This is a genomic window from Pseudomonas sp. D4002 (genome assembly GCF_013385665.1).
In the GTDB taxonomy this organism is placed as follows: Bacteria; Pseudomonadota; Gammaproteobacteria; order Pseudomonadales; family Pseudomonadaceae; genus Aquipseudomonas.
The window spans coordinates 22,039-45,740 of sequence record NZ_JACAPN010000046.1 but is presented as its reverse complement, the minus strand read 5'-3'; the positions used below and the strand labels follow the sequence as shown (position 1 = coordinate 45,740).

Annotated in this window: 24 protein-coding genes; 9 read left to right on the top strand and 15 right to left on the bottom strand. The window is 61.7% G+C overall.

The window, feature by feature from the left end:
- The first annotated feature begins 94 nt into the window (after positions 1 to 94).
- The 6 genes from hemA (at position 95) to HX824_RS28005 (ending at position 5,461) form a co-directional block, all read left to right on the top strand.
- Positions 95 to 1,384 (top strand): glutamyl-tRNA reductase, encoded by a 1,290-nt coding sequence (gene hemA / locus HX824_RS28030; RefSeq protein WP_008432265.1) that lies wholly within the window; start codon positions 95 to 97, stop codon positions 1,382 to 1,384.
- Entirely contained in the window at positions 1,381 to 2,463 is a 1,083-nt protein-coding gene (gene prfA, locus HX824_RS28025) for a peptide chain release factor 1 (RefSeq protein WP_003208405.1), read from the top strand. The genes hemA and prfA overlap by 4 nt, the downstream gene beginning before the upstream one ends.
- The gene (prmC, locus tag HX824_RS28020; protein ID WP_003208408.1) at positions 2,464 to 3,291 is read left to right on the top strand and encodes a peptide chain release factor N(5)-glutamine methyltransferase; all 828 of its coding nucleotides are present in this window, start codon (positions 2,464 to 2,466) and stop codon (positions 3,289 to 3,291) included. It begins immediately after the preceding gene.
- Positions 3,288 to 4,043 (top strand): molybdopterin-synthase adenylyltransferase MoeB, encoded by a 756-nt coding sequence (locus HX824_RS28015; RefSeq protein WP_177055667.1) that lies wholly within the window; start codon positions 3,288 to 3,290, stop codon positions 4,041 to 4,043. The genes prmC and HX824_RS28015 overlap by 4 nt, the downstream gene beginning before the upstream one ends.
- Complete coding sequence (gene murI / locus HX824_RS28010; protein WP_177055666.1) at positions 4,036 to 4,830, top strand: glutamate racemase; 795 nt, start codon at positions 4,036 to 4,038, stop codon at positions 4,828 to 4,830. The genes HX824_RS28015 and murI overlap by 8 nt, the downstream gene beginning before the upstream one ends.
- A 112-nt stretch (positions 4,831 to 4,942) precedes the next feature.
- Complete coding sequence (locus tag HX824_RS28005) at positions 4,943 to 5,461, top strand: acyloxyacyl hydrolase (protein WP_003208415.1); 519 nt, start codon at positions 4,943 to 4,945, stop codon at positions 5,459 to 5,461.
- 137 nt (positions 5,462 to 5,598) lie between these two features.
- Here the strand turns inward: HX824_RS28005 and HX824_RS28000 are convergent, their stop codons facing one another.
- From HX824_RS28000 to HX824_RS27945, 12 genes are all read right to left on the bottom strand, one after another.
- On the bottom strand, positions 5,599 to 5,904 hold the full coding sequence (locus HX824_RS28000) for a YkgJ family cysteine cluster protein (RefSeq protein ID WP_003208416.1): 306 nt from the start codon (positions 5,902 to 5,904) through the stop codon (positions 5,599 to 5,601).
- Positions 5,905 to 5,958: 54 nt separating this feature from the next.
- Positions 5,959 to 6,450, bottom strand: a complete 492-nt coding sequence (locus HX824_RS27995; protein ID WP_008432274.1) for a DUF2878 domain-containing protein — start codon at positions 6,448 to 6,450, stop codon at positions 5,959 to 5,961.
- Positions 6,443 to 7,714 (bottom strand): cyclopropane-fatty-acyl-phospholipid synthase family protein, encoded by a 1,272-nt coding sequence (locus HX824_RS27990; protein WP_003208420.1) that lies wholly within the window; start codon positions 7,712 to 7,714, stop codon positions 6,443 to 6,445. The genes HX824_RS27995 and HX824_RS27990 overlap by 8 nt, the downstream gene beginning before the upstream one ends.
- On the bottom strand, positions 7,701 to 8,507 hold the full coding sequence (locus tag HX824_RS27985; RefSeq protein ID WP_003208422.1) for a DUF1365 domain-containing protein: 807 nt from the start codon (positions 8,505 to 8,507) through the stop codon (positions 7,701 to 7,703). The genes HX824_RS27990 and HX824_RS27985 overlap by 14 nt, the downstream gene beginning before the upstream one ends.
- The gene (locus HX824_RS27980; RefSeq protein WP_134325746.1) at positions 8,504 to 9,751 is read right to left on the bottom strand and encodes an NAD(P)/FAD-dependent oxidoreductase; all 1,248 of its coding nucleotides are present in this window, start codon (positions 9,749 to 9,751) and stop codon (positions 8,504 to 8,506) included. The genes HX824_RS27985 and HX824_RS27980 overlap by 4 nt, the downstream gene beginning before the upstream one ends.
- Positions 9,748 to 10,530 (bottom strand): SDR family oxidoreductase, encoded by a 783-nt coding sequence (locus tag HX824_RS27975; protein WP_177029275.1) that lies wholly within the window; start codon positions 10,528 to 10,530, stop codon positions 9,748 to 9,750. Before HX824_RS27975 ends, HX824_RS27980 begins: the two co-directional genes overlap by 4 nt.
- The gene (locus HX824_RS27970; protein WP_003208426.1) at positions 10,527 to 10,949 is read right to left on the bottom strand and encodes a nuclear transport factor 2 family protein; all 423 of its coding nucleotides are present in this window, start codon (positions 10,947 to 10,949) and stop codon (positions 10,527 to 10,529) included. Before HX824_RS27970 ends, HX824_RS27975 begins: the two co-directional genes overlap by 4 nt.
- A complete protein-coding gene (gene phrB / locus HX824_RS27965) occupies positions 10,942 to 12,387 on the bottom strand; it encodes a deoxyribodipyrimidine photo-lyase (protein WP_177055665.1) in 1,446 nt (481 codons plus the stop codon). The genes HX824_RS27970 and phrB overlap by 8 nt, the downstream gene beginning before the upstream one ends.
- A complete protein-coding gene (locus HX824_RS27960) occupies positions 12,388 to 13,317 on the bottom strand; it encodes a MerR family transcriptional regulator (RefSeq protein WP_008432286.1) in 930 nt (309 codons plus the stop codon).
- Between the two features lie 3 nt (positions 13,318 to 13,320).
- Entirely contained in the window at positions 13,321 to 14,292 is a 972-nt protein-coding gene (locus tag HX824_RS27955) for a DUF523 and DUF1722 domain-containing protein (protein WP_256347057.1), read from the bottom strand.
- Positions 14,293 to 14,404: 112 nt separating this feature from the next.
- Positions 14,405 to 14,620 carry a TIGR02450 family Trp-rich protein gene (locus HX824_RS27950; protein ID WP_003208432.1) on the bottom strand — a complete coding sequence of 72 codons (216 nt, stop codon included), beginning with the start codon at positions 14,618 to 14,620 and terminating at the stop codon, positions 14,405 to 14,407.
- Positions 14,617 to 15,603 carry an NAD(P)/FAD-dependent oxidoreductase gene (locus HX824_RS27945; RefSeq protein WP_177055663.1) on the bottom strand — a complete coding sequence of 329 codons (987 nt, stop codon included), beginning with the start codon at positions 15,601 to 15,603 and terminating at the stop codon, positions 14,617 to 14,619. Before HX824_RS27945 ends, HX824_RS27950 begins: the two co-directional genes overlap by 4 nt.
- 209 nt (positions 15,604 to 15,812) lie before the next feature.
- Between HX824_RS27945 and HX824_RS27940 the strand changes: the two genes are divergently transcribed.
- Together HX824_RS27940 and hemH are read left to right on the top strand one after the other, a co-directional pair.
- Complete coding sequence (locus HX824_RS27940; RefSeq protein ID WP_177036370.1) at positions 15,813 to 16,712, top strand: TIGR01777 family oxidoreductase; 900 nt, start codon at positions 15,813 to 15,815, stop codon at positions 16,710 to 16,712.
- Between the two features lie 14 nt (positions 16,713 to 16,726).
- Positions 16,727 to 17,752 carry a ferrochelatase gene (hemH, locus tag HX824_RS27935; RefSeq protein WP_177055661.1) on the top strand — a complete coding sequence of 342 codons (1,026 nt, stop codon included), beginning with the start codon at positions 16,727 to 16,729 and terminating at the stop codon, positions 17,750 to 17,752.
- A 753-nt stretch (positions 17,753 to 18,505) separates the two neighbouring features.
- Here the strand turns inward: hemH and HX824_RS27930 are convergent.
- The 3 genes from HX824_RS27930 to algW all read right to left on the bottom strand — a co-directional run bounded on the left by HX824_RS27930 (position 18,506) and on the right by algW (position 22,612).
- Entirely contained in the window at positions 18,506 to 19,225 is a 720-nt protein-coding gene (locus HX824_RS27930; RefSeq protein ID WP_177020541.1) for a DUF4198 domain-containing protein, read from the bottom strand.
- Between the two features lie 12 nt (positions 19,226 to 19,237).
- Positions 19,238 to 21,349 carry a TonB-dependent siderophore receptor gene (locus tag HX824_RS27925; RefSeq protein ID WP_177055659.1) on the bottom strand — a complete coding sequence of 704 codons (2,112 nt, stop codon included), beginning with the start codon at positions 21,347 to 21,349 and terminating at the stop codon, positions 19,238 to 19,240.
- 108 nt (positions 21,350 to 21,457) lie between these two features.
- Complete coding sequence (algW, locus tag HX824_RS27920) at positions 21,458 to 22,612, bottom strand: Do family serine endopeptidase AlgW (RefSeq protein ID WP_003208442.1); 1,155 nt, start codon at positions 22,610 to 22,612, stop codon at positions 21,458 to 21,460.
- A gap of 103 nt (positions 22,613 to 22,715) precedes the next feature.
- Between algW and HX824_RS27915 the strand changes: the two genes are divergently transcribed.
- Positions 22,716 to 23,474, top strand: coding sequence for a Nif3-like dinuclear metal center hexameric protein (locus tag HX824_RS27915; RefSeq protein ID WP_003208444.1), 759 nt, complete (start codon positions 22,716 to 22,718; stop codon positions 23,472 to 23,474).
- The last annotated feature ends 228 nt before the right edge of the window (positions 23,475 to 23,702 follow it).

The window sequence follows — 23,702 nt, the reverse complement described above, 5'->3', positions numbered from 1 at the left end:
GGCGTAAGCTACTAGGACAATAGCCTACGGTGGTTGTTCTGAATCATTCGAAGTAGGACAATTGTCGGCTTCCCGACATCATCAGCGATATTGAATGGCCTTCCTTGCACTCGGTATTAACCACAAGACTGCTTCTGTAGACGTCCGCGAGCGCGTGGCTTTTACTCCCGAGCAGTTGGTTGAGGCCTTGCAGCAGCTCTGCCGGCTCACCGACAGTCGCGAAGCTGCGATCCTTTCGACCTGTAATCGCAGCGAGCTCTATATAGAGCAGGAACATCTTTCAGCGGATGTGGTGCTGCGCTGGCTGGCCGATTACCACCATTTGAGCCTCGATGAGCTGCGCCAAAGCTCATATGTGCACGAAGAGGATGCGGCAGTTCGTCACATGATGCGCGTCGCCTCCGGGCTGGATTCGCTGGTGTTGGGCGAACCGCAGATTCTCGGCCAGATGAAGTCCGCCTACGCCGTGGCCCGCGAGGCCGGCACCATCGGCCCGCTGCTGGGGCGCCTGTTCCAGGCCACCTTCAACTCCGCCAAGCAGGTGCGCACCGACACCGCCATCGGTGAAAACCCGGTGTCCGTGGCGTTTGCCGCCGTCAGCCTGGCCAAACAGATTTTCAGTGACTTGCAGCGCAGCCAGGCCCTGCTGATCGGCGCCGGCGAGACCATCACCCTGGTCGCCCGCCACCTGCACGAACTGGGCGTAAAGCGCATCGTCGTCGCCAACCGTACCCTGGAACGCGCCAGCATCCTGGCCGAGCAGTTCGGTGCCCACGCGGTGTTGCTCTCCGACATCCCGGCCGAGCTGGTGCGCAGCGACATCGTCATCAGCTCTACTGCCAGCCAGTTGCCGATCCTCGGCAAGGGCGCGGTGGAAAGCGCCCTGAAACTGCGCAAGCACAAGCCGATCTTCATGGTGGATATCGCCGTTCCGCGGGATATCGAGCCTGAAGTCGGCGAGTTGGACGACGTTTACCTCTATAGCGTCGACGACCTGCACGAAGTGGTCGCCGAAAACCTCAAGAGTCGCCAGGGCGCTGCCCAGGCTGCCGAGGAAATGGTCAGCACCGGTGCCGACGATTTCATGGTGCGCCTGCGTGAACTGGCGGCAGTGGACGTGCTCAAGGCCTACCGTCAGCAAGGCGAACGCCTGCGGGACGAGGAATTGATCAAGGCCCAGCGTATGCTCGCCAACGGCAGCAGCGCCGAAGACGTGCTGATGCAGTTGGCGCGCGGCCTGACCAACAAATTGCTGCACGCTCCCAGTGTCCAGTTGAAAAAGCTTACCGCCGAAGGCCGCCTCGATGCGCTGGCCATGGCTCAGGAACTCTTTGCCCTCGGTGAGGGCGCGACAGAAAGCTCTTCGGATAAAAAACCGCAATGAAAGCGTCACTGCTCAATAAACTGGACGTCCTTCAGGACCGTTTCGAAGAACTGACCGCCTTGCTCGGCGATGGCGAGGTCATCTCCGATCAGACCAAGTTCCGCACCTATTCCAAGGAATACGCGGAAGTTGAACCGATCGTGGGCACCTATAAACAGTTGCTCAAGGTTCAGGCTGACCTCGAAGGCGCCCAGGCGCTGCTCAAGGACAGCGACCCGGACATGCGCGAAATGGCCGTTGAAGAAGTGCGAGAAGCCAAGGACAAGCTGATCGAACTGGAAGGCGACCTGCAACGCATGCTGTTGCCCAAGGACCCGAACGACGGGCGCAACGTATTCCTTGAAATCCGCGCCGGCACCGGCGGTGACGAAGCGGCGATTTTCTCCGGCGACCTGTTCCGCATGTATTCGCGCTATGCCGAGCGTCGCGGCTGGCGTGTGGAGATCCTGTCCGAGAACGAAGGCGAACACGGCGGCTATAAAGAAGTCATCGCCCGGGTTGAGGGCGAGAATGTCTACGGCAAACTGAAGTTCGAATCCGGCGTGCACCGCGTGCAGCGGGTGCCGGCCACGGAATCCCAGGGCCGTATCCACACCTCGGCGTGCACCGTGGCCGTGTTGCCCGAGCCCGACGAGCAGGAAGCCATCGAGATCAACCCGGCAGACCTGCGGGTCGACACCTACCGCTCATCGGGCGCCGGTGGCCAGCACGTCAACAAGACCGACTCGGCGATCCGTATCACTCACTTGCCTTCGGGGATCGTGGTGGAGTGCCAGGAAGAACGTTCCCAGCACAAGAACCGTGCGCGGGCCATGTCCTGGCTGTCGGCCAAGCTGAATGACCAGCAGACCAGCGCCGCCGCCAATGCGATTGCCAGCGAACGTAAGTTGCTGGTGGGCTCGGGCGACCGTTCCGAGCGCATTCGTACCTACAACTTTGCCCAGGGCCGGGTCACCGACCACCGCGTCAACCTGACGCTGTACTCCCTGGACGAAATCCTCGCCGGTGGCGTCGATGCGGTAATCGAGCCGTTGTTGGCCGAATACCAGGCCGACCAGCTTGCGGCGATAGGTGAATAAATGACCATTATTGCCAGTTTGTTACGCGCCGCCGACCTGCCGGACTCGCCGACTGCGCGCCTGGACGTGGAATTGTTGCTGGCCGCCGCCTTGGGCAAGTCCCGCAGCTACCTGCACACCTGGCCGGAAAAAATCGTCAGCAGTGAACACGCGCTGACCTTTGCCGACTACCTGCAACGCCGTCGTGCCGGCGAGCCCGTGGCCTACATCCTCGGCCAGCAAGGCTTCTGGAAGCTCGACCTGGAAGTGGCACCGCACACGCTGATCCCGCGTCCGGAAACCGAGATGCTGGTGGAAGCCGCCCTGGAATTGCTGCCTGCCACACCGGCCAAGGTCCTGGACCTGGGCACCGGCAGCGGCGCGATTGCCCTGGCCCTGGCCAGCGAACGCCCGGCCTGGCAAGTCACGGCGGTCGACCGCGTGCTGGAAGCTGTGGCCCTGGCCGAACGCAACCGCCAGCGCCTGCACCTGAACAACGCCACGGTGCTGAACAGCCATTGGTTCAGTGCCCTCGAAGGCCACACTTACAACCTGATCATCAGCAACCCACCTTATATAGCCGACACCGACCCGCACCTGGTGGCCGGTGACGTGCGCTTTGAACCGGCCAGCGCGCTGGTATCCGGGCATGACGGCCTGGACGACCTGCGGCTGATCATCGCCCAGGCGCCTGCGCACCTCGACGCCGCGGGTTGGTTGCTGCTGGAACACGGTTACGACCAGGCGCCCGCCGTGCGCGACCTGCTGCTGGGGGAAGGCTTTGAAGAAGTCCACAGCCGCATCGACCTGGGCGGCCACGAACGCATTACGTTGGGACGCCGCCCGTGATGAACGACCAGGAGCTGTTGCGCTATAGCCGGCAGATTCTGTTGCAGCATGTCGACATCGAAGGCCAGTTGCGCCTGAAAAACAGCCGCGCGCTGATCGTCGGCCTGGGTGGCCTCGGTTCGCCGGTGGCGCTGTACCTGGCGGCGGCGGGTGTGGGTGAGCTGCATTTGGCGGATTTCGACACTGTCGACCTGACCAACCTGCAACGCCAGATCATTCACGACACCGACAGCGTCGGCCTGAGCAAGGTCGACTCGGCGATTCGCCGCCTGAGCGCGATCAATCCTGAAATACAGCTGGTTGCCCATCGCAGCGCGCTGGATGAGGATTCCCTCGCGGCCGCCGTGGCGGTGGTCGATGTGGTACTGGACTGCAGCGACAACTTCTCCACCCGCGAAGCGGTCAACGCTGCGTGTGTCGCTGCCGGCAAGCCTTTGGTGAGCGGTGCGGCGATTCGCCTCGAAGGCCAGTTGTCGGTGTTCGACCCTCGTCGCGCCGAAAGCCCCTGCTACCACTGTTTATACGGGCACGGCAGCGACGCCGAACTGACCTGCAGCGAAGCCGGTGTCATCGGCCCGCTGGTGGGTTTGGTCGGCAGCCTGCAAGCCCTGGAAGCCTTGAAATTGCTGGCCGGTTTCGGCGAGCCGTTGGTGGGGCGGCTGTTGTTGATCGACGCCCTGACCACGCGTTTTCGCGAGTTGCGGGTCAAGCGCGATCCCGGTTGCATCGTCTGCGGTAGCCAACATGGTTAAGGATGCGCCGATTGGTGTGTTCGACTCCGGTGTCGGCGGCCTGTCGGTGCTGGACGAAATCCAGCGTCTGCTGCCCCATGAGTCGCTGCTGTACGTGGCGGATGGCGGGAATATCCCCTACGGCGAGAAAACCCCGGCGTTCATCCTCGATCGTTCGCGACAGGTGGCGGAGTTCTTCCGTGAGAAGGGCGCCAAAGCGTTTGTGATTGCCTGCAACACGGCGACCGTTGCGGCGGTTGCCGATTTGCGCCAGGACTATCCCGACTGGCCATTGGTGGGCATGGAACCGGCAGTCAAACCCGCGGCTGCCGCGACCCGCAGTGGCGTCGTCGGCGTGCTGGCGACCACCGGCACCCTGCAAAGCGCCAAGTTCGCCGCCTTGCTCGACCGCTTCGCCACCGATGTGCGGGTGATCACCCAACCCTGCCCGGGCCTGGTGGAGCTGATCGAAACCGGCGACCTGGACAGCCCGGCCCTGCGCCTGCTGTTGCAAGGCTACGTGGAGCCGCTGATTGCGGCCGGTTGCGACACCATCATCCTCGGCTGCACCCACTACCCGTTCCTCAAGCCCCTGCTCGCCGAGATGCTCCCGCCGACGATCATTTTGATCGACACCGGGGCGGCAGTAGCGCGTCAATTGCAGCGTCTTTTGAGTGATCGCGAACTGCTGGCCACTGGCAATCCGCCGCCTGTACAGTTCTGGACCAGCGGCGATCCGCAGCATCTAAGAAATATCCTACCGACCCTATGGAAATCTCCCGGAGTTGTGAGTAGTTTTGGCGTGTGAAAAAAACGTGAAATAACGCCTTTATCCGCTGAACTTCTGGCTATACGGCGGCTTCTATAGCAAGTTAGCCGGTACAAAATCATACAACTTCGTTCGGAAGGGATGTTTCTCTATGAAGCGCTTGTTCTGTTTGGCTGCGATTGCGGCCGCAATGTTGGGGCACTCTTTTTCCGCACAGGCGGCAGGCCTGGAACTTGGGGTGGGAAGTACGAGCGATTCGACCATGACCTATCGGTTGGGGCTGACCTCGGACTGGGATAAAAGCTGGTGGCAGACCGATACGGGGCGCGTGACCGGGTACTGGAGCGGCGCCTACACCTACTGGGACGGTGACAAGCGGGCCAGCGTCAGCAGCCTGTCGTTCTCACCCGTGTTTGTGTATGAGTTTGCCGGGGAGAGGGTGAAGCCGTACATCGAGGCCGGCGTGGGTGTGGCCGTGTTCTCCCGCACGCGGGTAGAAGACAACAATATCGGCCAGGCTTTCCAGTTTGAAGACCGGCTGGGCTTTGGCTTGCGCTTTGTCGGTGGCAGTGAAGTGGGGATTCGGGCCACCCATTACTCCAATGCCGGGATCAGCAGCAATAATGATGGTGTAGAGAGTTATTCGCTGCACTACACGCTGCCGTTGTAGTTTTTTAAGCACACTGCAAAACCATTGTGGGAGCGGGCTTGCTCGCGAAAGCGGTATATCAGCCACGAATCAGTTGACTGACACACCGCTTTCGCGAGCAAGCCCGCTCCCACATTTGCTACTCATTGGTTCCGAAATCAGCGATACACCGTCGCAATCCCCTGGCGCTCATCGATGCACTCCGGCGCGCCCATCTCGAATTCCCGGCAGATCAGCGGCCGCTTCTCGTAAATCGTGCACATCATCGTGTCGCGATCCAGCGCCGCGCACCAGCCGTCATCCAGGCGCAGCATGACTTCGCCGCCCCAATCGTCGGTATCGATAAAGCGATCGGGCACGCCGGTATCAGTGATCAGCATGACTTCCAGCTGGCAGCAGCACGCGGCGCAGGTGGAGCAGGTGACGGCAGGTTCGGCGATTTGGGTATGGGGGATGTTGGTCATAGGCGCGCAGTGTAAGGCAAGCGGCTCATAGGTGTGTGAAAGGCCTGACGGACGTCAATGTGCCAACTGCCTGGCAACCCAATGCAACAACGGAAAAATCATCCCCCAGAGTAACGCCAGGCCGATGACGGTCGGCACGGTGCCATAGCCGAAACTCACCCCGGCCAGTTGGCTGCCCGCGTAATAGGACAACGGCCCGCCCACCGCCCCCAACAAACTCGCACGCCACCAGGGCTGCGCGCTCCAGGCCAGGCAATGGCGCAGCGTGGTCGCCAGCAATGCCCACAACAGGATCAGCCACCATGGTGCCAACGGTCCGGGCAGGCTGAAATGAAACACGCCGAATGCTCGTAGCACGGTGTCGATCACGGTGCCCAACAAGGTGACGGCAAGAATCACCTGGCCTTCCGCTGACCACGAACTTATCCACAGCAGATGGATTACCAGCACCGCCAACCCCACCAACAGCCACAGACTGTCGCCGCCCAGCACACAGGCAAACCAGCCGCACTGGAACAGCACGGCATTTGCCAGTGGTTTAAGCATCAAAGCGCCCGAGCAGTGGCTGGGTCAGCGCCGCCGGCTTGGCCAGCAGCATCTGCGCGGTGCCGATGGTGCGCTCCATAAAGCCGCCTTCGCAGTAGCACAGGTAAAACTCCCACAGCCGCAGGAAGTATTCGTCGTAGCCCATTTCCGTCAGGCGGCTGTGGGCGCGGCGAAAGTTCTCATGCCACATGCGCAGGGTTCGCGCGTAGTGCAGGCCGAAGTCCTCCATGTGCAGCAGGTTCATGTCAGTGTCGCGGCTGACGACCTCCAGCATCTTCTGTACACAGGGCAGGGCGCCGCCGGGGAAGATATAGCGCTGGATAAAATCCACGCTGCTCTTGGCTTGTTCGTAGCGCTGCTCGCGAATGGTGATCGCTTGCAGCAACATCAGGCCGTTGCTCTTGAGCAACTGCGCGCACTGTTTGAAATAGGTCGGCAGGAAGCGGTGGCCCACGGCTTCGATCATCTCGATCGACACCAGCTTGTCGTACTGCCCGGTCAGGTCGCGGTAGTCCTCCAGCAGCAACGTCACCTGATTCTGCAAACCCAGGGCCTCGATGCGTTTTTCAGTGTAGGCAAACTGCTCTTTGGACAGGGTCGTAGTGGTGACCTTGCAGCCGTACTGCTGCGCGGCATAAATCGCCATGCTGCCCCAGCCGGTGCCGATTTCCAGCAGGTGGTCGGACGGTTTCAGCGCGAGCTTCTGGCAGATGCGTTCCAGCTTGTTCAACTGCGCCTGTTCCAGGGTGTCGTCAGCGGTGAGGAACTGCGCGGCCGAATACATCATGGTCGGGTCGAGGAACTCCTCGAACAGGTCGTTGCCCAGGTCGTAGTGGGCGGCAATGTTTTTCTGCGAGCCCTTGCGCGTATTGCGGTTGAGCCAGTGCAGGCCCTGGGTGAAGGGCCGCGCCAGTTTGGCCAGGCCACCTTCCAGCGCATCCAGCACGTCGAGGTTACTGACCATCACTCGTACCACGGCGGTCAGGTCCGGGCTGCTCCAGTAACCATGGATAAATGCCTCGCCGGCGCCGATGGAGCCGTTGGCCGCCACCAGCCCCCACACGGCTGAATCGAGGATCTGGATCTCCCCCAGCAGGTGCGCTTCCCGTGCGCCGAAGACTTGCCGTTCGCCGTCCTCGATCACCACCAACTGGCCGTGGCGCAGTTGGCCGAGCTGGCGCAGCACGGCTTTGCGCAGCAGCGCGGCGGTCATGCCGTTGACGTTCAAGCGGTTGGATTTGACCGATAAGCTAGGGGATTTCATGGCGGCGATCCTTGGTGTAACCGACTGCGGTGCGAGAAGCGCCTTCGGCGGCGTGATGGGAAAAAATCGGCGTGCGTTTAAGCAAGAGGCGCAAGGCCTGCCAATAAATGGCCAGGCAGGTCTTGGCGGTCATCCACGGGAAGCGCCACAGGTAGCGGTGCAGGCTGGCGCGGTTCAGGGCTTCGCGTTGCAGGCTCAAGGTGGCGTCGAAGACTTTCAGTTCGCCCTGCCAGTCGGCCATATGCACGCCGAGCCTGGCGGCGGGCGGGCTGAAGCTCATGCGGTATTCCAGGTCCCGGGGCAAGAACGGCGACACATGAAACGCCTTGGCCACGGCGAAGTGCTGATGCTCACCGGCAGGCAGCGCCTGGGCCGGCAGCACGTAGTGATAGCGCTCGCGCCACGGGGTGTTGGTCACTTCACAAAGGATCGCGGCCAGCGTTCCGTCGGCCTCGAAGCAGTAGAAGAAACTCACCGGGTTAAAGGCCAGGCCCCAACTGCGGGCCTGGGTCAGCAGGCAGATAACGCCCGAGGGGATGCGCCCCAGGGCCTTGCCGACTTCTTGGCGTACGGCATCGGTCAAGCTCATGCCGTGACGGGTAAATTCACGCAGGTAATCCTGCTGGCGAAACGCGAACGGCGCCCAGCGCTCGCCCGCCAATGGCGACAAGCCGAACACTTCGTCCTGTTCGCTGAGGTCCAGGTACAGCAGGCCGATCCGGTAGCGGAAGGCATGGCCCTTTGGCGTAAACCGCCGATGGGCGATCCAGCCACTGTACAGGGCGCTGTTCACAGGATTTCCCCGAACGCCTTGGCCACGCGCAATGCGCTGACCACGCCGTCTTCGTGGAAACCGTTGGCCCAGTAGGCGCCGCAATAATAGGTGTGCTGCGTGCCGTGCAGTTCTTCCCAGCGCGCTTGGGCGGCCACGGCGGCCAGGCTGTATTGCGGGTGGGCGTAGGTGTAGCGGGCGAGGACTTTGAGCGGGTTGATCAGCGCCGTTTGATTGAGGCTCACGCAAAAGGTGGTGGTGCTGTCGATGCCCTGCAGGATGTTCATGTCGTAGGTCACCGCCGCCTGTTTTTGCGCGCGGCCATCCAGGCGGTAATTCCAGCTGGCCCAGGCCAGTTTGCGCTCGGGCAGCAGACGGGTATCGGTGTGCAGGACGACGTCATTGTCGGCGTAGGGCAGGGCGCCAAGGATCTGTTGCTCGGCCAGGCTCGCATCCCCCAGCAAGGCCAGAGCCTGGTCGCTGTGGCAGGCGAACACCACCTTGTCGAATGCCTCGCTGCCGGCGGCGCTGTGGATAACTGCGCCGATGGCTGAGCGCTCAACCCGGGTGACCGGGCAATTGAGGCGGATATTTTCGCGGAAGGACTGGGTCAGCGGTTCGATATAGCGGCTGGAACCGCCTTCGATCACGCACCACTGCGGCCGGTTGCTCACCGACAACAAACCATGGTTCTTGAAGAACCGCACGAAGAATTGCAGGGGAAACCCGAGCATGTCGGCCAGGGACATCGACCAGATCGCCGCGCCCATCGGCACGATGTAGTGCTGGATAAAACGCTGGCCGTAGCCGCCCGCTTGCAGATACTCGCCCAGGGTCATCTCGGCGCTGATGCGTTGCTCTTGCAGGTCCAGCGGCGCCTGGCGGTTGAAGCGCAGGATATCGCGCAACATGCCCCAGAACCCCGGCGACAGAATATTCCGGCGCTGGGCAAACAGGCTGTTGAGGTTGTTGCCGTTGTACTCGAACCCGGCGTTCGGGTCGCACACCGAAAAGCTCATCTCGGTGGGTTTGTACGTCACGCCAATTTGCCCCAGCAGCTTGATGAAGTTGGGATAGGTCCAGTCGTTGAACACGATAAAGCCGGTGTCCACCGCATGGCTTTTGCCTTCCACCGTGACATTCACCGTGTGAGTGTGCCCGCCGATGCGGTCGCCCGCTTCGAACAGGGTGATGTCGTGGCGGCGACTGAGCAGGTAGGCGCTGGTCAGCCCGGCAATGCCGCTGCCGATAATGGCGATCTTCACAGGTCGTCCTTTCTCGGCGGCGGGCTGCGCAGCATGCGTTTGCCAATGATCAACTGGACGCGGTTCGGCAGTTTCGACAGTGGCCACAAGGCGGCAATAAACAGGGCAGGGAAGGCAATTTCCAATGGGCGGCTCTGCAGCTTGGCGAAGATATGTCGCGCGGCCTTGTCTGCCGGCCAGCTCAGGGGCATCGGGAAGTCATTGCGGGCGGTCAGCGGCGTGTCGACAAACCCCGGGCTGACCACGGTGACGTCGATCCCTTCAGGCGACAGGTCGATACGCAGGGACTCGAACAGGTAACGCAGGCCCGCCTTCGACGCACCATAGGCTTCCGCCCTAGGCATCGGCAGGTAGGTCACCGCACTGGCCACACCGACCAGGTGCGGTGTATGACCGGCACGCAACAGCGGCAGCGCGGCCTCGATGCAGTAACTGCTGGCCAGCAGGTTGGTGCGCACCACGTGCTCGATGATCGAGGCGTCGAACTGCCTTGCATCCACGTATTCGCAGGTGCCGGCATTCAGGATCACCGTATCCAGCGAACCCCAGGCCACCGCTATGTGTTCACCGATCTCGCGCACGGTCTGGCTGTTGGTCAGGTCGCCGGCCACCACCAGCACTTGCCCGGGGTATTGCTGGGCAAGCTGTTCCAGGGGCGCCTTGGAGCGGGAACTGAGGGCCACATGGGCACCGCTTTCGAGCAGCGTCTTCGCCAGTTCGGCCCCGATGCCACTGCTGGCACCGGTCAACCAGTAACGACGTGGAAGGTTAAGGCTCATCCCATTCTCCTTTTCAGCCAGCTGACCACACCGCCAAGGACCGGCACGTGTTCATACAGCAACTGTCCAGCGTCAAAATAATCCCGGTGGCGATACACCTTGTCGCGCCACAGCAGGTGCGAGCAGCCTTCCACACGAATCACTTCGCCCTTGGCCAGGCGCGGGTGGCAGAAGCTCATTTTCCAGCGCAGATAGCCTTCGCCTTCCGCTACTTGATCAAAGCCATGGAAGTCAAAGCGCAACTGAGTGACGTTGTCGTACAGCTCGGCGAAGTAGCGGTGCAACGCCGGTAGCCCGTGCACCTCGTGCAGTGGGTCGGTGAAACTGATGTCCTGGCTGTACAGGCCGTCGAGCAGGTGCAGGTTGTGCTTGTCCACACTGGCGAACACCTGGGCGAAGCGGCGCAGGAAATCACTCATAAGCACCTCCGACCGCCTGGCGTGAAGGCAGGCTGCGGAAAGCGGCGAGGGCGCGCTCGCGGGATTTTTTCAAATCGACGATAGGACGAGGATAGTCGGCCACACCAAACAGGCCGCCCACGGCGTCGGGGTTGTGCACTTCCTTTTTGTTCAGCGCCGACAACTGTGGCAGCCAGTGCTTGATAAACACACCTTCGCCGTCGAATTTTTCCGATTGGCTCAAGGGGCTGAAAATCCGGAAGTACGGGGCCGAGTCGGTGCCGGTGGACGAGCTCCACTGCCAGCCACCGTTGTTCGCCGCGAGGTCGCCATCGATCAGGTGACGCATGAAAAAGCGCTCGCCTTCGCGCCAGTCGATCAGCAGGTTTTTGGTCAGGAACATCGCTACCACCATGCGCAGGCGATTGTGCATCCAGCCGGTTTCCAGCAGCTGGCGCATGGCGGCGTCGATGATCGGCAGGCCGGTGCGTGCTTCCTGCCACGCTTTCAAGTCTTCCGGGCTGTTGCGCCAGGCCACGGCTTCGGTCTCTGGGCGGAATGCGCGGTGGCGCGAGACCCGTGGGTAGCCCACCAGAATATGTTTGTAGAACTCGCGCCACAGCAGCTCGTTGATCCAGGTAATCGCGCCGATGTCGCCGCTTTCGAATTCACCCTGGTTGCTTTGCAGCGCGGCATGCAGGCACTGGCGCGGTGAAACCACGCCCGCTGCAAGGTAGGCCGAAAGCTGGCTGGTACCGGGCTTGGCCGGGAAGTCGCGTTCGTCCTTGTAGTAGCTGATTTGTGCGTCGGCGAACTGGTCGAGACGGCGCCGGGCTTCGGCTTCGCCGGCAGGCCACAGGGCGCGCAAGGCTTCGCTCGGGGTAGCGAAGCCCTCGACGTGATCCGGAACCTCGTCGCTTTTGAGTGTGAGCTGCGCCTGCGCCTTGGGCGTGGCGACCAAACGCGGCAAGGCGCCATGCAGGCGGCTGTAGCAGACCTTGCGGAACTGGCTGAACACCTGGAAGTAGGTGCCGGTCTTGGTCAGCACGCTGCCGGGCTGGAAAAACAACTGGTCCAGATAGGTGTGGAACGTGATGCCTTGAGCTTCGAGGGCCTTGGCCACGGCGGCGTCGCGGCGCTCTTCGTGGATGCCGTATTCGTCATTGACGTGCACCGACTCCACCGACAGTTCCTGGCACAGGCCTGCCAAAACTTCAGGTGCTTGATCCCAAGTGTCGGCATGGCGGATCAATAACGGAATGTTCAACTCGCCCAGCGCTGAGCTCAAGCGCTGCAGGTTGCGCAGCCAGAAATCGACCTTGCACGGCGCGTCATCGTGGGCCAGCCATTGCCCGGGGCTGATCAGGTAGACGGCCGCTGTCGGGCCACGCTGTGCGGCGGCGGCGAGGGCGGTGTTGTCATGTAGGCGCAGGTCGGTGCGCAGCCAGATCAAGTGCATTTAAATAAGTCCACGCTGGATCAGTACCTGATGGGCCGACAACGGGTCTTCGGCCAGGAGCAATTCAGGAATCTCTTGGGTTAATACGGACAGCTCCGCCTGGTGGATGCATACCGTTGGTCCGGTTATCAGTTTTGGGCAACTGAAGCCGCTCAACAGTTTGCCCAGCACCGAGGTATGGAGTGCCTTGCTCGAATACAGCAGTACCGCGCGGGGTTGCAGATGCTCGACGGCCAGGGCCAGTTCGCCCACCGGCAATGGCCAGTCGAAAACTTCCACCGGGCAATCGGCGCTGCTGGCGAGCCAGGCGGTGAGCCACAGGTGCGGCTCCAGCGGCAGGTCGGAATGGTTGATCAGCAACAGGGGGGCGCCGTTGAGCTGGCGGTTGTTGTGATACATCCGCGCACCGAATTTGCTGCGCAGCCAGGAATAGAAAAACACCCGTTCCATCTGCGCGCCGAACTGGCCTTGCCAGCGCAGCTCGAGCTCCTTGAGCAACGGCAATAACAGTTGCTCGCACAAGGTGCGCGGCGGGTACAGCGCCATGGCCTGGTTGAAGGCATCATCCACCCGGCGCTCGGCCAGTTCGCTGATGGCCTGCACCAGGTGCTGGCGGCGGTTGTGCCATTCGTTTTCCACCGGCGGCTCGCTGGTGGCTTGCGCGGTGTCGATCAGGCTCTTGACCTGGCTGACCGGCACACCGCGGTTGAGCCAGGTCAGGATGGTATGGATGCGTTGCACGTGCTCGGCACTGAACAGGCGGTGCCCCTTGGGCGTGCGCTGGGGCACGATCAGGCCGTAGCGCCGCTCCCAGGCGCGCAAGGTCACGGCGTTGACGCCGGTCTGGCGCGCCACTTCGCGGATCGGCAGCCAGCCTTGTTCGATGGCCTCGGCGATGTCTTCGCCAGGTTCTTGCAGGGGAAAAGTCATAGGTTAAATCGCATTACGCAGGCTGAGGTTTTCCGGGTGCGGTTGCAGGTAGGCCTGCTGCGCGATATAGCGGTCCGGATGCTGGCGAAAGTGGTGCTTGAGCAGCGTCAGCGGTACCACCAGCGGCACGATGCCCTGGCGGTATTGGCTGATGATGGTCTGCATTTCCTGTTTGTCTTCGGCGCTGATGGCTTGTTTGAGGTAGCCGCTGATGTGTTGCAGCACGTTGGTGTGGGTGCCGCGTGTGGCGCACTGGGACAGGGCGCTCATCAGTTCGCTGAAGTAGCCGGCGGCCAAGGCGTCGAGGTCGACGTCCCTGGGCATGCTGCCCAGCAGGTTGCCGAGGCTTTTGTAATGCACCGGGCTGTGGGCCATCAGCAGGTATTTGTAGCGCGAGTGAAATTCCAGCAGGCGGTGACGGGTCAGGCCTTCGGCGAGCAGTTGCTGCCAGGTGGCGTAGACGAACACCCGGGTCAGGAAGTTTTCCCGCAGCACCGGGTCATTCAGCCGACCGTCTTCTTCCACCGGCAGGTTGGGGTGGCGCGCACAAAACGCCTGGGCGTAGATGCCGCGCCCGCCGCCGTCGATGGGCATGCCGTTGTCCTGATAGACCTTGACCCGTTCCAGGCCGCAGGACGGGGATTTCTGCATGAAGATGTAACCGCAGAGGTCGGTGTGTTCAGCAGCCATTTGCTGGCCGTAATCGTCCAGCGGCTGGGTCACGTTAAGTTCGCGGTTTACGGTGCCAACGGCCTGGGGATTGAGCGGGTCGCCCACCAGGCGAATCGGCTCGCGGGGAATGCCCAGGCCAATGGCGACTTCAGGACACAGCGGCACGAAGTCGAAATAATCGGCCAGGGTCTGGCTACACAGCTGGGATTGTTTATGCCCGCCGTTGAAGCGCACGTTCTCGCCCAACAGGCAGGCGCTGATGGCGATTTTCGGTTTGCCGGTGGCGGGCAGGGTGCTGGACATGGCCAAACCTCGATGAAATTCCTGTACAGGGTTAAATTTCTGTACAACTTAATCTCATCATAGGTTTGAAGCTGTACAAGTCAAATAATTTGTACAGGTATTTGCGGAATGGCTATTTCCAGCCGATTTTCCAGTCTTCGGCGTTCTGCAGGGTTTGCCAGGCCAGGCGCTGCACGCGATGGCTCATCACGGCTTCCAGCTCGATTTCCTGCACATCGCCTTCGTCATCACGCAGCAGTTTGGTCACCAGAAAATGTTTTTCCTTGTGCTGCGGGCGGGCTGCTGTCCACTTCGACAGCAGCAACTTGGCGGGATTGATGCGGTTCATCGCAGGTGCTCGATCAACCGCCGCGCCGCCTCCTGGCCGCTGAGCCACGCACCTTCCACGCGGCCTGACAGGCACCAGTCGCCACATACATACAGGCCCAGGTCGGCGTCGGCCAGCACGCCAAATTCATGGCTGGTGGACGGCCGCGCGTACAGCCAGCGGTGGGCGAGGGTGAAGGAAGGCGCCGGCATGGCGCTGTGCAGCAGTTCGGCGAAGGCGCCGTGCAGGTGTTCGATCACGGCTTCCTTGGACAGGTCCAGGTGTTGCTTGCTCCAGGTGCTGGTGGCGTGCAAAACCCAGGTGTCGAGGGTGGTGTCGCGCCCCGGTTTGCTGCGGTTGCGCGCCAGCCAGTCCAGCGGGCTGTCCTGGACGAAGCAGCCTTCCATGGGCGTATCCAGCGGCTTGTCGAAGGCCAGGGCAATGGCCCAGGTCGGGTCCATCTTGACCCCGGCGGCGACACTCGCCAGCTTGGGCGCAGCGGCCAGCAAGGCAGTGGCCTGGGGCGCCGGGGTGGCGATGATCACGTGGCTGAACGGGCCGTGGCTTTCGCCGTCGGCGTCCAGCAGGTTCCAGTGATGTTTACCCTGGAACACTTCGGTGATGCGGCAACCGAACTGCACCGGCAAGTCATCGAGCAGGGCGCGGGTGATCGCACTCATGCGCGGCGTGCCGACCCAGCGGATCTGTTCATCGGGGGAGGGCGTCAGTTGGCCGGACTTGAAGTTGTACAGCTGTGGCTTCCATTGCTCGGCGCAACCATTGGCCTGCCAGCGTTGCACCTCGTTGACGAAGCGCCGGTCGCGGGCGGTGAAGTACTGTGCGCCCATGTCCAGCAAGCCCGCATCGCTGCGCTTGCTGGACATGCGACCGCCACTGCCGCGGCTTTTATCGAAGAGTTGTACAACGTGCCCCGCGTCTTTCAACGCTCGGGCGGCGGAGAGACCGGCGATGCCGGTGCCAATGATCGCGATGGGAACAGTCATGGGAGGCCTCGTTTTACCGTTGGGTACAGACTACGCCGACACCAATAGCTGTACAATATTGTTTTTTGGTATAAGTTTTGGCGTACCTGATCGTTTGGCGTGACCTATGGTTAAACCTGAAGGTTTAACCAGCGTTGCGCCCGATTAAAACATCCCTGTTTATAAAATAGACTAACGGTGGTCGGCGAACGTTACACGAGGAACAACTCATGCACATTTTGCTGACCGGCGGTACCGGTTTGATCGGCCGTCAACTTTGCCAATACTGGCTTGCCCAGGGCCATCGCCTCACGGTCTGGAGCCGCCATCCCGAACAAGTGGCTAAATTGTGCGGCGCCCAGGTGCGTGGCGTCGCCCGCCTGCAGGACATAAACGAGGCGGTGGACGCGGTGGTCAACCTGGCCGGCGCGCCGATTGCCGACCGGCCCTGGACGCATAAACGCAAGGCGCTGTTGTGGAGCAGCCGTATCGGCCTCACCGAAACCCTGCTGGCCTGGCTTGAGGACCTTGAGCACAAACCGGCGGTGTTGATCTCCGGTTCCGCGGTGGGCTGGTACGGCGACGGCGGTGAGCGCGAGCTGACCGAAGACAGCGGTCCGGTGCAGGACGATTTCGGCAGCCAGCTCTCCATTGCCTGGGAAGAAACCGCCCAGCGTGCCGAGGCATTGGGCATCCGCGTGGTGCTGGTGCGTACCGGGCTGGTGCTGGCGGCGGAGGGCGGCTTTTTGTCGCGGCTGTTGCTGCCGTTCAAACTGGCGCTGGGCGGGCCTATCGGCAATGGTCGGCAGTGGATGCCATGGGTCCATATAAAGGATCAAATCGCCCTGATTGATTTTCTTCTGCACAAGACCGATGCCAGCGGTCCTTATAATGCCTGCGCGCCACACCCGGTACGCAACCTGGAGTTCGCCAAGACCCTGGGCAAGGTGCTGCACCGCCCGGCGTTCATGCCCATGCCGGCGTTTGCCTTGCGTATCGGCCTGGGCGAGTTGTCCGGTTTGTTGCTGGGTGGCCAGCGGGCTTTGCCGCAGCGGCTGTTGGCGGCCGGTTTCACTTTCCAGTTCACTGAGTTGCATGCGGCCCTGGACGACTTGTCCAGCCGCCTCTAGAGATAGGATGTTGCATGACGGATCACGCGTTGTTACTGGTCAACCTGGGTTCACCGGCGTCCACTTCGGTGGCGGATGTGCGCAGCTACCTCAATCAGTTCCTGATGGACCCTTACGTCATTGACCTGCCATGGCCGGTTCGGCGTTTGCTGGTGTCGCTGATCCTGATCAAGCGCCCGGAGCAATCGGCCCATGCCTACGCCTCGATCTGGTGGGACGAAGGCTCGCCGCTGGTAGTTCTTAGCCGTCGCTTGCAACAACAGATGACTGCACAGTGGACCCAGGGGCCGGTGGAGTTGGCCATGCGCTATGGCGAGCCGTCGATTGAAAGCGTACTGACCCGGCTGGCGTCCCAAGGCATCCAGAAAGTGACCCTGGCGCCGTTGTACCCGCAGTTTGCCGACAGCACCGTGACCACGGTAATCGAAGAGGCCCGGCGCGTGGTGCGGCACAAAAAGCTGGCGATCGAGTTTTCGATTCTGCAGCCGTTCTACGATGAACCGGAGTACCTGGATGCCTTGGCCAACAGCGCCAGAGCCTATGTGGAAACGGATTTCGATCACCTCCTGCTGAGCTTTCATGGGTTGCCCGAGCGCCACCTGAAAAAGCTCGACCCTACGGGGCAACACTGCTTCAAGGGCGCCAACTGCTGCCAGAACGCCTCTCCCGAGGTGCTTGCCACGTGCTATCGCGCGCAGTGTTTCAGCGTTGCGCGGGATTTTGCCGAGCGCCTTGGCTTGCCGGATGGCAAATGGTCGGTGGCGTTCCAGTCGCGGCTGGGCCGGGCCAAGTGGATCGAACCGTACACCGAGGCACGCCTTGAAGCGTTGGCTCAACAGGGCGTGAAGAAGCTACTGGTGATGTGCCCGGCGTTTGTTGCGGACTGCATCGAGACACTGGAGGAAATTGGTGATCGCGGCCTGGAGCAATTCCGCGAGGCGGGGGGCGAAGAGTTGGTGTTGGTGCCGTGCCTGAATGATGACCCGCAGTGGGCGGCGGCGCTCAATACCCTGTGTGAAAGAGCGCCGGTGGCACTGTAATCAAGCCGAGTGAGGACTGAATGTGGGAGCGGGCTTGCTCGCGAATTACGGCGGGTCAGTTAATGAAGATAGCGACTGACCCACCGCCTTCGCGAGCAAGCCCGCTCCCACATTGACTGTGCCCACTTTGGATTTGCGGTGTTACTCGTGATGCGGCTCGCCCAGGAAGGTCAGGGAACTGGAAAGAGCGCCGGTTGTACTGTAATCAAGCCGAGTGAGGACTAAATGTGGGAGCGGGCTTGCTCGCGAAGACGGTGGGTCAGTTAATGAAGATGGCGACTGAAACACCGCTTTCGCGAGCAAGCCCGCTCCCACATTGACTGTGCCCACTCTGGATTTGCGGGGTTACTCGTGATGCGGCTCGCCCTGAAAGCTCAGGGAACTGGAAAGAGCGCCGGTTGCACTGTAATCAAGCCGAGTGAGGACTAAATGTGGGAGCGGGCTTGCTCGCGAAGACGGTGGGTCAGTTAATGAAGATAGCGACTGAAACACCGCTTTCGCGAGCAAGCCCGCTCCCACATTGACTGTGCCCACTCTGGATTTGCGGGGTTACTCGTGATGCGGCTCGCCCTGAAAGCTCAGGGAACTGGAAAGAGCGCCGGTCGCGCTGTAATCAAGCCGAGTGAGGACTGAATGTGGGAGCGGGCTTGCTCGCGAAGACGGTGGGTCAGTTAATGAAGATGGCGACTGAAACACCGCTTTCGCGAGCAAGCCCGCTCCCACATTGACTGTGCCCACTTTGGATTTGCGGGGTTACTCGTGATGCGGCTCGCCCAGGAAAGTCAGGGAACTGAACAGTCCGCGAGTCGCGACATCAGCATTGTCTTTGAGCTGGATTTCCACCTGCGCCGCAATCACATTCAATCCTTCATTTCTCACCAGCACCCGGGCGCGACCGTCTTTATCGGTCTCGGTGCTCAGGGTGTTCGGTGCGTTGCGATAGTCTCCGATCAGCTTGACCCCAGCCGCCGGCTTGCCATCCAGCAGCACCCGTACCGGCAGTGATTTACCCGGGCCGACCGTCAGCGGATCAACTTCCGGCAAGATCAGCAGTTTGATCTGATCCAGCTTCGGCAACTTCGCCCCCGGCTGGTAGATCGCCAGGCTGTACTTGAAGGTCTGGGTCGACTCAATCGCCCCCGGCACCTTGCTGCGGCCCTCGTTGATCCACTTCTTGTCAGGCGTCTGTGACCACATCCCGTTATCCAGGGCGACCGCCAGTACAGCCGGCGATTTGAGCGGCTTCAGGCGCGCATGGTCGGGCAGACGTTCCACGGTCACCGGGATCATTTTGCCGCTGGCGTCGTAGGCCCAGGCGCCGCTGATTTTCTGCGCCTTGAACGCGTTGTCTTCGGCGCCGTGGCCGTAGATCACTTCGATATTGCCGCGCCGTTGTTCGGTCCACAGTCCGTGGGCCGAGACTTGGGTGGCAAACAGCAGGCCGAGCACGGCCAGGGATTTGAAGGCTTGCATGGTGACGTCCTTTTACAGGTTGAGGGTCAGGCTGACGGTGAAGTTGCGCGGCTCGCCGGGATTGACCCAGTAGTTGCTGTAGGAGCGCTCGTAGTACTTTTCATCGAACAGGTTGTTGAGGTTCAGGCCCACGGTGACGTTGTCGCTGGCCTTGTAATGGGCCAGTAAATCGACGGTGTGGTAGGCCGGTAATTCAAAGCGGCCCCCGGCTTCACCGGAGCGGTCGCCGACGTAGGTAAAGGCCGCGCCGAGGTCGGAGCCACGCAACAGGCCGTCCTGGAATTCATACACCCCGAGCAAGCTGCCGCTGCGTTTGGCTACGCCGAGAATCCGGCTGCCGGTGGGGATGGCTTTGTCGCCTTTGGTCACTTCGGCGTCGATGTAGGCAAAGGCGCCGATCATCCGTACGGCGTCAGTCACCTGGCCGGTCAGTTGCAGGTCAAAACCCTGGCTGCGGGCCTTGCCCATGGCGCGCTGTGTGTCGGTAGCCGGGTCCAGGGCCAGGACATTTTCTTTCTCGATATGGAAGGCGGCGAGGGTGGTGCTCAGGCGGTCGTCGAACAGCTCGCTCTTGATCCCGATTTCATACCCCACGCCTTCTTCCGGCTTGAAGGATTTGCCGCCGGCGTCCAGGCCATTGTTGGGTTTGAACGAGGTGGAGGCGTTGGCGAACAGGCCCACTTCAGGCGTCAGTTGGTAGAGCAGGCCGGCGCGTTGGGTCAGGGCGTCGTGGGTCTGCCGGCTTTTGGCATGGTTGCGGCTGAAGTCGTCGGTGCGCTGCTCGAAGTGTTCGAACCGCGCGCCGATCATCCCCCGCAGGCGGTTGGTGAAGATGATCTGGTCTTGCAGGTTCAGCGCCTGGCTTTTCACCTGTTCGAAAAAGTCAGTGCCGGAGCGCTTGCCGTTCGGTTTGGGCTGGCCATAGACCGGGTCATAGATGTCGATGGCGTAATCGCCGCCGGCGATGGCGGTCACCCGTTCTTTCTTGCGGTAGTCCTCGTACTCGGTGCCGATCAGCAATTCGTGCTGCCAACTGCCGATGTCGAACCGACCGCGCAGTTCGAGCTGGGTGATGCTGTCATGCCAACCGGTGGAGCGCTCGCGGTAGCGGCGGCTGAGGGTGTGGCCATCGGCATCCAGCGCGCGGTTTTCCGAGGCGTTGCCCCACAGGCTGCCTTGTTTGTAATGGCTGGCCAGGCGCAGTTGCCAGGCATCGTTGAGGTGATGTTCGAGGCTGGCTTGCAGGCGGTTGTTGTGGTTGCGGATATCGCCGTCGTCGGGCTCGCCGAGAAAGGTCGAGCGGGAGACGCCGCTCCAGCGGTTGTTGGGCGCGACGATGCCGCGGTCGAAAGTGGAGCGGTGACGCACGAATTCACTTTCCACCAGCAGGTGTGTGTCCGGGTCCAGTTGCCAACTGATGGAGGGCGCGACGAAGACCCGTTTGGCCTCAACGTGGTTGCGGAAGCTGTGGTTGTCTTCCACCGCCAGGTTGACCCGCGATAACACGTTGCCCTCGCTGTCCAGCGGCGTGTTCACGTCCAGCGCGGTGCGGTAGCGGTCCCAACTGCCGGCGCTGGTCTGCAGTGTGGTGAAGGCCTCGGGCTGCGGCTTTTTGCTGACGATATTCACCGTGCCGCCTGGGTCACCACGGCCATACAGGCTGGCGGCGGGGCCCTTGAGCACCTCGATGCGCTCGATATTCGCCGCGTCCGGCGTGCTCGGGTAACCGCGGTTGGCGCTGAAACCGTCCACGTAAAACTCTGACGTGGTGAAGCCGCGAACGCTGTATTCGTAGAGCGTCAGGCCGCCGAAGTTGTTCTGTTTGGACACGCCGCCGGCAAACTCAAGGGCACGCTCGACGTTGGTGCTGCCCAGGTCGTTGAGTACCGAAGCGGGAATCACGCTGATGGACTGTGGGATATCCCGCAAGGCGGTGTCGGTTTTTGTGGCGCTGGCGGAGCGGGTGGCGCGATAGCCCTTGACCGGGCCGGTGGCTGATTCGTACGCCTCGCTGGTGATGCGGGTGGCTTCCAGTTCAACGGGGGCGGTGTCTTCGGCGTAGGCCGGGTCCACCAGCAAACCCAGGGCGATTCCCGCCAGCGGGGCAAATCTTCGAGACGGCATGATAGAGCGTTCCAATAGCGATATTGAAACAATATAACATGACTAATGAGAATGAATTTCTTTTGAAATATTAGGTAACAGGAGCCCGCGAGCGGGCTCCCGAAGCCGTTATTCCTCTTCTTTCACCGGTGCAGGCGGCGGACGCAGGCCGATTTCCGCCGACAGCTTGATTTCCTTGCCATTGCGCATCACCTGGATCGCCACCTTGTCGGTGGGTTTGATCCGCGCCACCTGGTTCATCGACTTGCGACCATCCCCGGCCGGCTCGCCGTCGATGCTGAGGATCACATCCCCCAGTTGCAGGCCGGCTTTCTGCGCCGGGCCGTCGCGGAAGATCCCGGCGACCACGATGCCAGGGCGCCCGGTCAGGCCAAACGACTCGGCCAGTTCCTTGGTCAGCGGCTGGACTTCAATCCCCAGCCAGCCACGAATCACCTGGCCATGCTCGATGATCGACTTCATCACTTCAGTGGCCAGCTTCACCGGAATCGCGAAACCGATGCCCTGGGAGCCGCCGGACTTGGAGAAGATCGCGGTGTTGATGCCGGTCAGGTTGCCGTTGGCATCCACCAGCGCGCCGCCGGAGTTGCCCGGGTTGATCGCCGCGTCGGTCTGGATGAAGTCTTCGTAGCTGTTGAGGCCCAACTGGTTACGCCCGGTGGCGCTGATGATGCCCATGGTCACGGTCTGGCCGACGCCGAAGGGGTTGCCGATGGCCAGCGCCACGTCACCTACGCGCAGCCCTTCGGAGCGCCCGATGGTGATCGAGGGCAGGCCTTTCAAATCGATTTTCAGCACCGCGAGGTCGGTTTCCGGGTCGCTGCCGACCACGCGGGCCAGGGTTTCCCGGCCATCACGCAGGGCCACCACAATCTGGTCGGCGCCGGTGGTCACGTGGTTGTTGGTGAGGATGTAGCCTTCCGGGCTCATGATCACGCCGGAGCCGAGGCTGGATTCCATGCGCCGCTGCTTGGGCGAGTTGTCGCCGAAATAGCGACGAAACTGTGGGTCTTCAAACAGCGGGTGCGCCGGTTTGTTGATGACCTTGGTGGTGTACAGGTTGACTACGGCGGGGGCGGCGATCACCACCGCATCGGCGTAAGTCACCGGGCCTTGTACCACCGCGCTGGTTTGCGGTGCCTGTTGCAGGTTGACATCAAGGGTCGGCAGGCCGACCAGTTGTGGATAACGCTGAATAATCAGCATCGCGATCAGCACGCCAGCCAACAATGGCCATCCAAAAAAACGCAGTGCCTTGAGCATTAAGAAAAATCCTGACAGGTTGCAGGGGGCGGGAGAGCGCCCATAATGTCGCGCATTATACGAGGCCGTGAGCGCCTCTGAACGGGATATTTAGGAGTCTTTTATGGCCGTTGCCCTGAGCACCTTAGTCGAGGAAGCGGACCGCTACCTTAATAGTGCCAAAATCGCCGATTACTGCCCCAACGGCCTGCAGGTCGAGGGCCGTCCGCAAGTGCTGCGCATCGTCAGCGGCGTGACCGCCAGCCAGGCATTGCTGGACGCGGCGGTCGAAGCCCAGGCCGACCTGGTGCTGGTGCACCACGGTTATTTCTGGAAAGGCGAAAGCCCGTGCATCACCGGCATGAAGCAGCGCCGCCTGAAAACCCTGCTCAAGCACGACATCAGCCTGCTGGCCTATCACTTGCCGCTGGACCTGCACCCTGAGGTCGGCAACAACGTGCAACTGGCCCGGCAACTGGACATCACCGTCGAAGGCCCGCTGGACCCGGACAACCTCAAGGTCGTCGGCCTGGTGGGCTCCCTGGCCGAGCCGGCGTCGCCCCGTGATTTTGCCCGCCGCGTGCAGGAAGCCATGGGCCGCGAGCCGCTGCTGATCGAAGGCAGCGAGATGATTCGCCGCGTGGGCTGGTGCACCGGTGGCGGCCAGGGCTATATCGACCAGGCGGTGCTCGCCGGGGTTGACCTGTACCTGAGCGGCGAAGCCTCGGAGCAGACCTTCCACAGCGCCCGGGAAAACGACATCAGCTTTATCGCGGCCGGGCACCACGCCACCGAGCGGTATGGTGTACAGGCGTTGGGTGATTACCTGGCGCGACGCTTCGCCCTCGAACACCTCTTCATCGATTGCCCAAACCCGATCTGACGAACACCACCGGACACATGTGGGAGCGGGCTTGCTCGCGAATGCGGTGCATCAGTCGCCATATGCATTGACTGACACACCGCATTCGCGAGCAAGCCCGCTCCCACATTTGATCGAGTCGAGCCAAACCCAGCGGTATATTGATATACCGTTTCGATCTAGCCAGCCCCCTCAATAGAATCAGGCGCTGTGCTAGCATGCCCCGCTCGAACACGGCCCGCTGGCCGT

Bases quoted from the DNA above. Each gene is read 5' to 3' on its own strand.
- HX824_RS27930 (WP_177020541.1), bottom strand. From the start codon at position 19,225: ATGCAAGCCTTCAAATCCCTGGCCGTGCTCGGCCTGCTGTTTGCCACC.
- algW (WP_003208442.1), bottom strand. From the start codon at position 22,612: ATGCTCAAGGCACTGCGTTTTTTTGGATGGCCATTGTTGGCTGGCGTG.
- HX824_RS27975 (WP_177029275.1), bottom strand. From the start codon at position 10,530: ATGAGCCTTAACCTTCCACGTCGTTACTGGTTGACCGGTGCCAGCAGT.
- HX824_RS28005 (WP_003208415.1), top strand. From the start codon at position 4,943: ATGAAGCGCTTGTTCTGTTTGGCTGCGATTGCGGCCGCAATGTTGGGG.
- HX824_RS27940 (WP_177036370.1), top strand. From the start codon at position 15,813: ATGCACATTTTGCTGACCGGCGGTACCGGTTTGATCGGCCGTCAACTT.
- hemH (WP_177055661.1), top strand. From the start codon at position 16,727: ATGACGGATCACGCGTTGTTACTGGTCAACCTGGGTTCACCGGCGTCC.
- HX824_RS28000 (WP_003208416.1), bottom strand. From the start codon at position 5,904: ATGACCAACATCCCCCATACCCAAATCGCCGAACCTGCCGTCACCTGC.
- HX824_RS27955 (WP_256347057.1), bottom strand. From the start codon at position 14,292: ATGTCCAGCACCCTGCCCGCCACCGGCAAACCGAAAATCGCCATCAGC.
- HX824_RS27925 (WP_177055659.1), bottom strand. From the start codon at position 21,349: ATGCCGTCTCGAAGATTTGCCCCGCTGGCGGGAATCGCCCTGGGTTTG.
- HX824_RS27960 (WP_008432286.1), bottom strand. From the start codon at position 13,317: ATGACTTTTCCCCTGCAAGAACCTGGCGAAGACATCGCCGAGGCCATC.
- HX824_RS27915 (WP_003208444.1), top strand. From the start codon at position 22,716: ATGGCCGTTGCCCTGAGCACCTTAGTCGAGGAAGCGGACCGCTACCTT.
- HX824_RS27950 (WP_003208432.1), bottom strand. From the start codon at position 14,620: ATGAACCGCATCAATCCCGCCAAGTTGCTGCTGTCGAAGTGGACAGCA.
- HX824_RS27945 (WP_177055663.1), bottom strand. From the start codon at position 15,603: ATGACTGTTCCCATCGCGATCATTGGCACCGGCATCGCCGGTCTCTCC.
- phrB (WP_177055665.1), bottom strand. From the start codon at position 12,387: ATGCACTTGATCTGGCTGCGCACCGACCTGCGCCTACATGACAACACC.
- hemA (WP_008432265.1), top strand. From the start codon at position 95: ATGGCCTTCCTTGCACTCGGTATTAACCACAAGACTGCTTCTGTAGAC.
- prfA (WP_003208405.1), top strand. From the start codon at position 1,381: ATGAAAGCGTCACTGCTCAATAAACTGGACGTCCTTCAGGACCGTTTC.
- HX824_RS27995 (WP_008432274.1), bottom strand. From the start codon at position 6,450: ATGCTTAAACCACTGGCAAATGCCGTGCTGTTCCAGTGCGGCTGGTTT.
- HX824_RS27970 (WP_003208426.1), bottom strand. From the start codon at position 10,949: ATGAGTGATTTCCTGCGCCGCTTCGCCCAGGTGTTCGCCAGTGTGGAC.
- prmC (WP_003208408.1), top strand. From the start codon at position 2,464: ATGACCATTATTGCCAGTTTGTTACGCGCCGCCGACCTGCCGGACTCG.
- murI (WP_177055666.1), top strand. From the start codon at position 4,036: ATGGTTAAGGATGCGCCGATTGGTGTGTTCGACTCCGGTGTCGGCGGC.
- HX824_RS27990 (WP_003208420.1), bottom strand. From the start codon at position 7,714: ATGAAATCCCCTAGCTTATCGGTCAAATCCAACCGCTTGAACGTCAAC.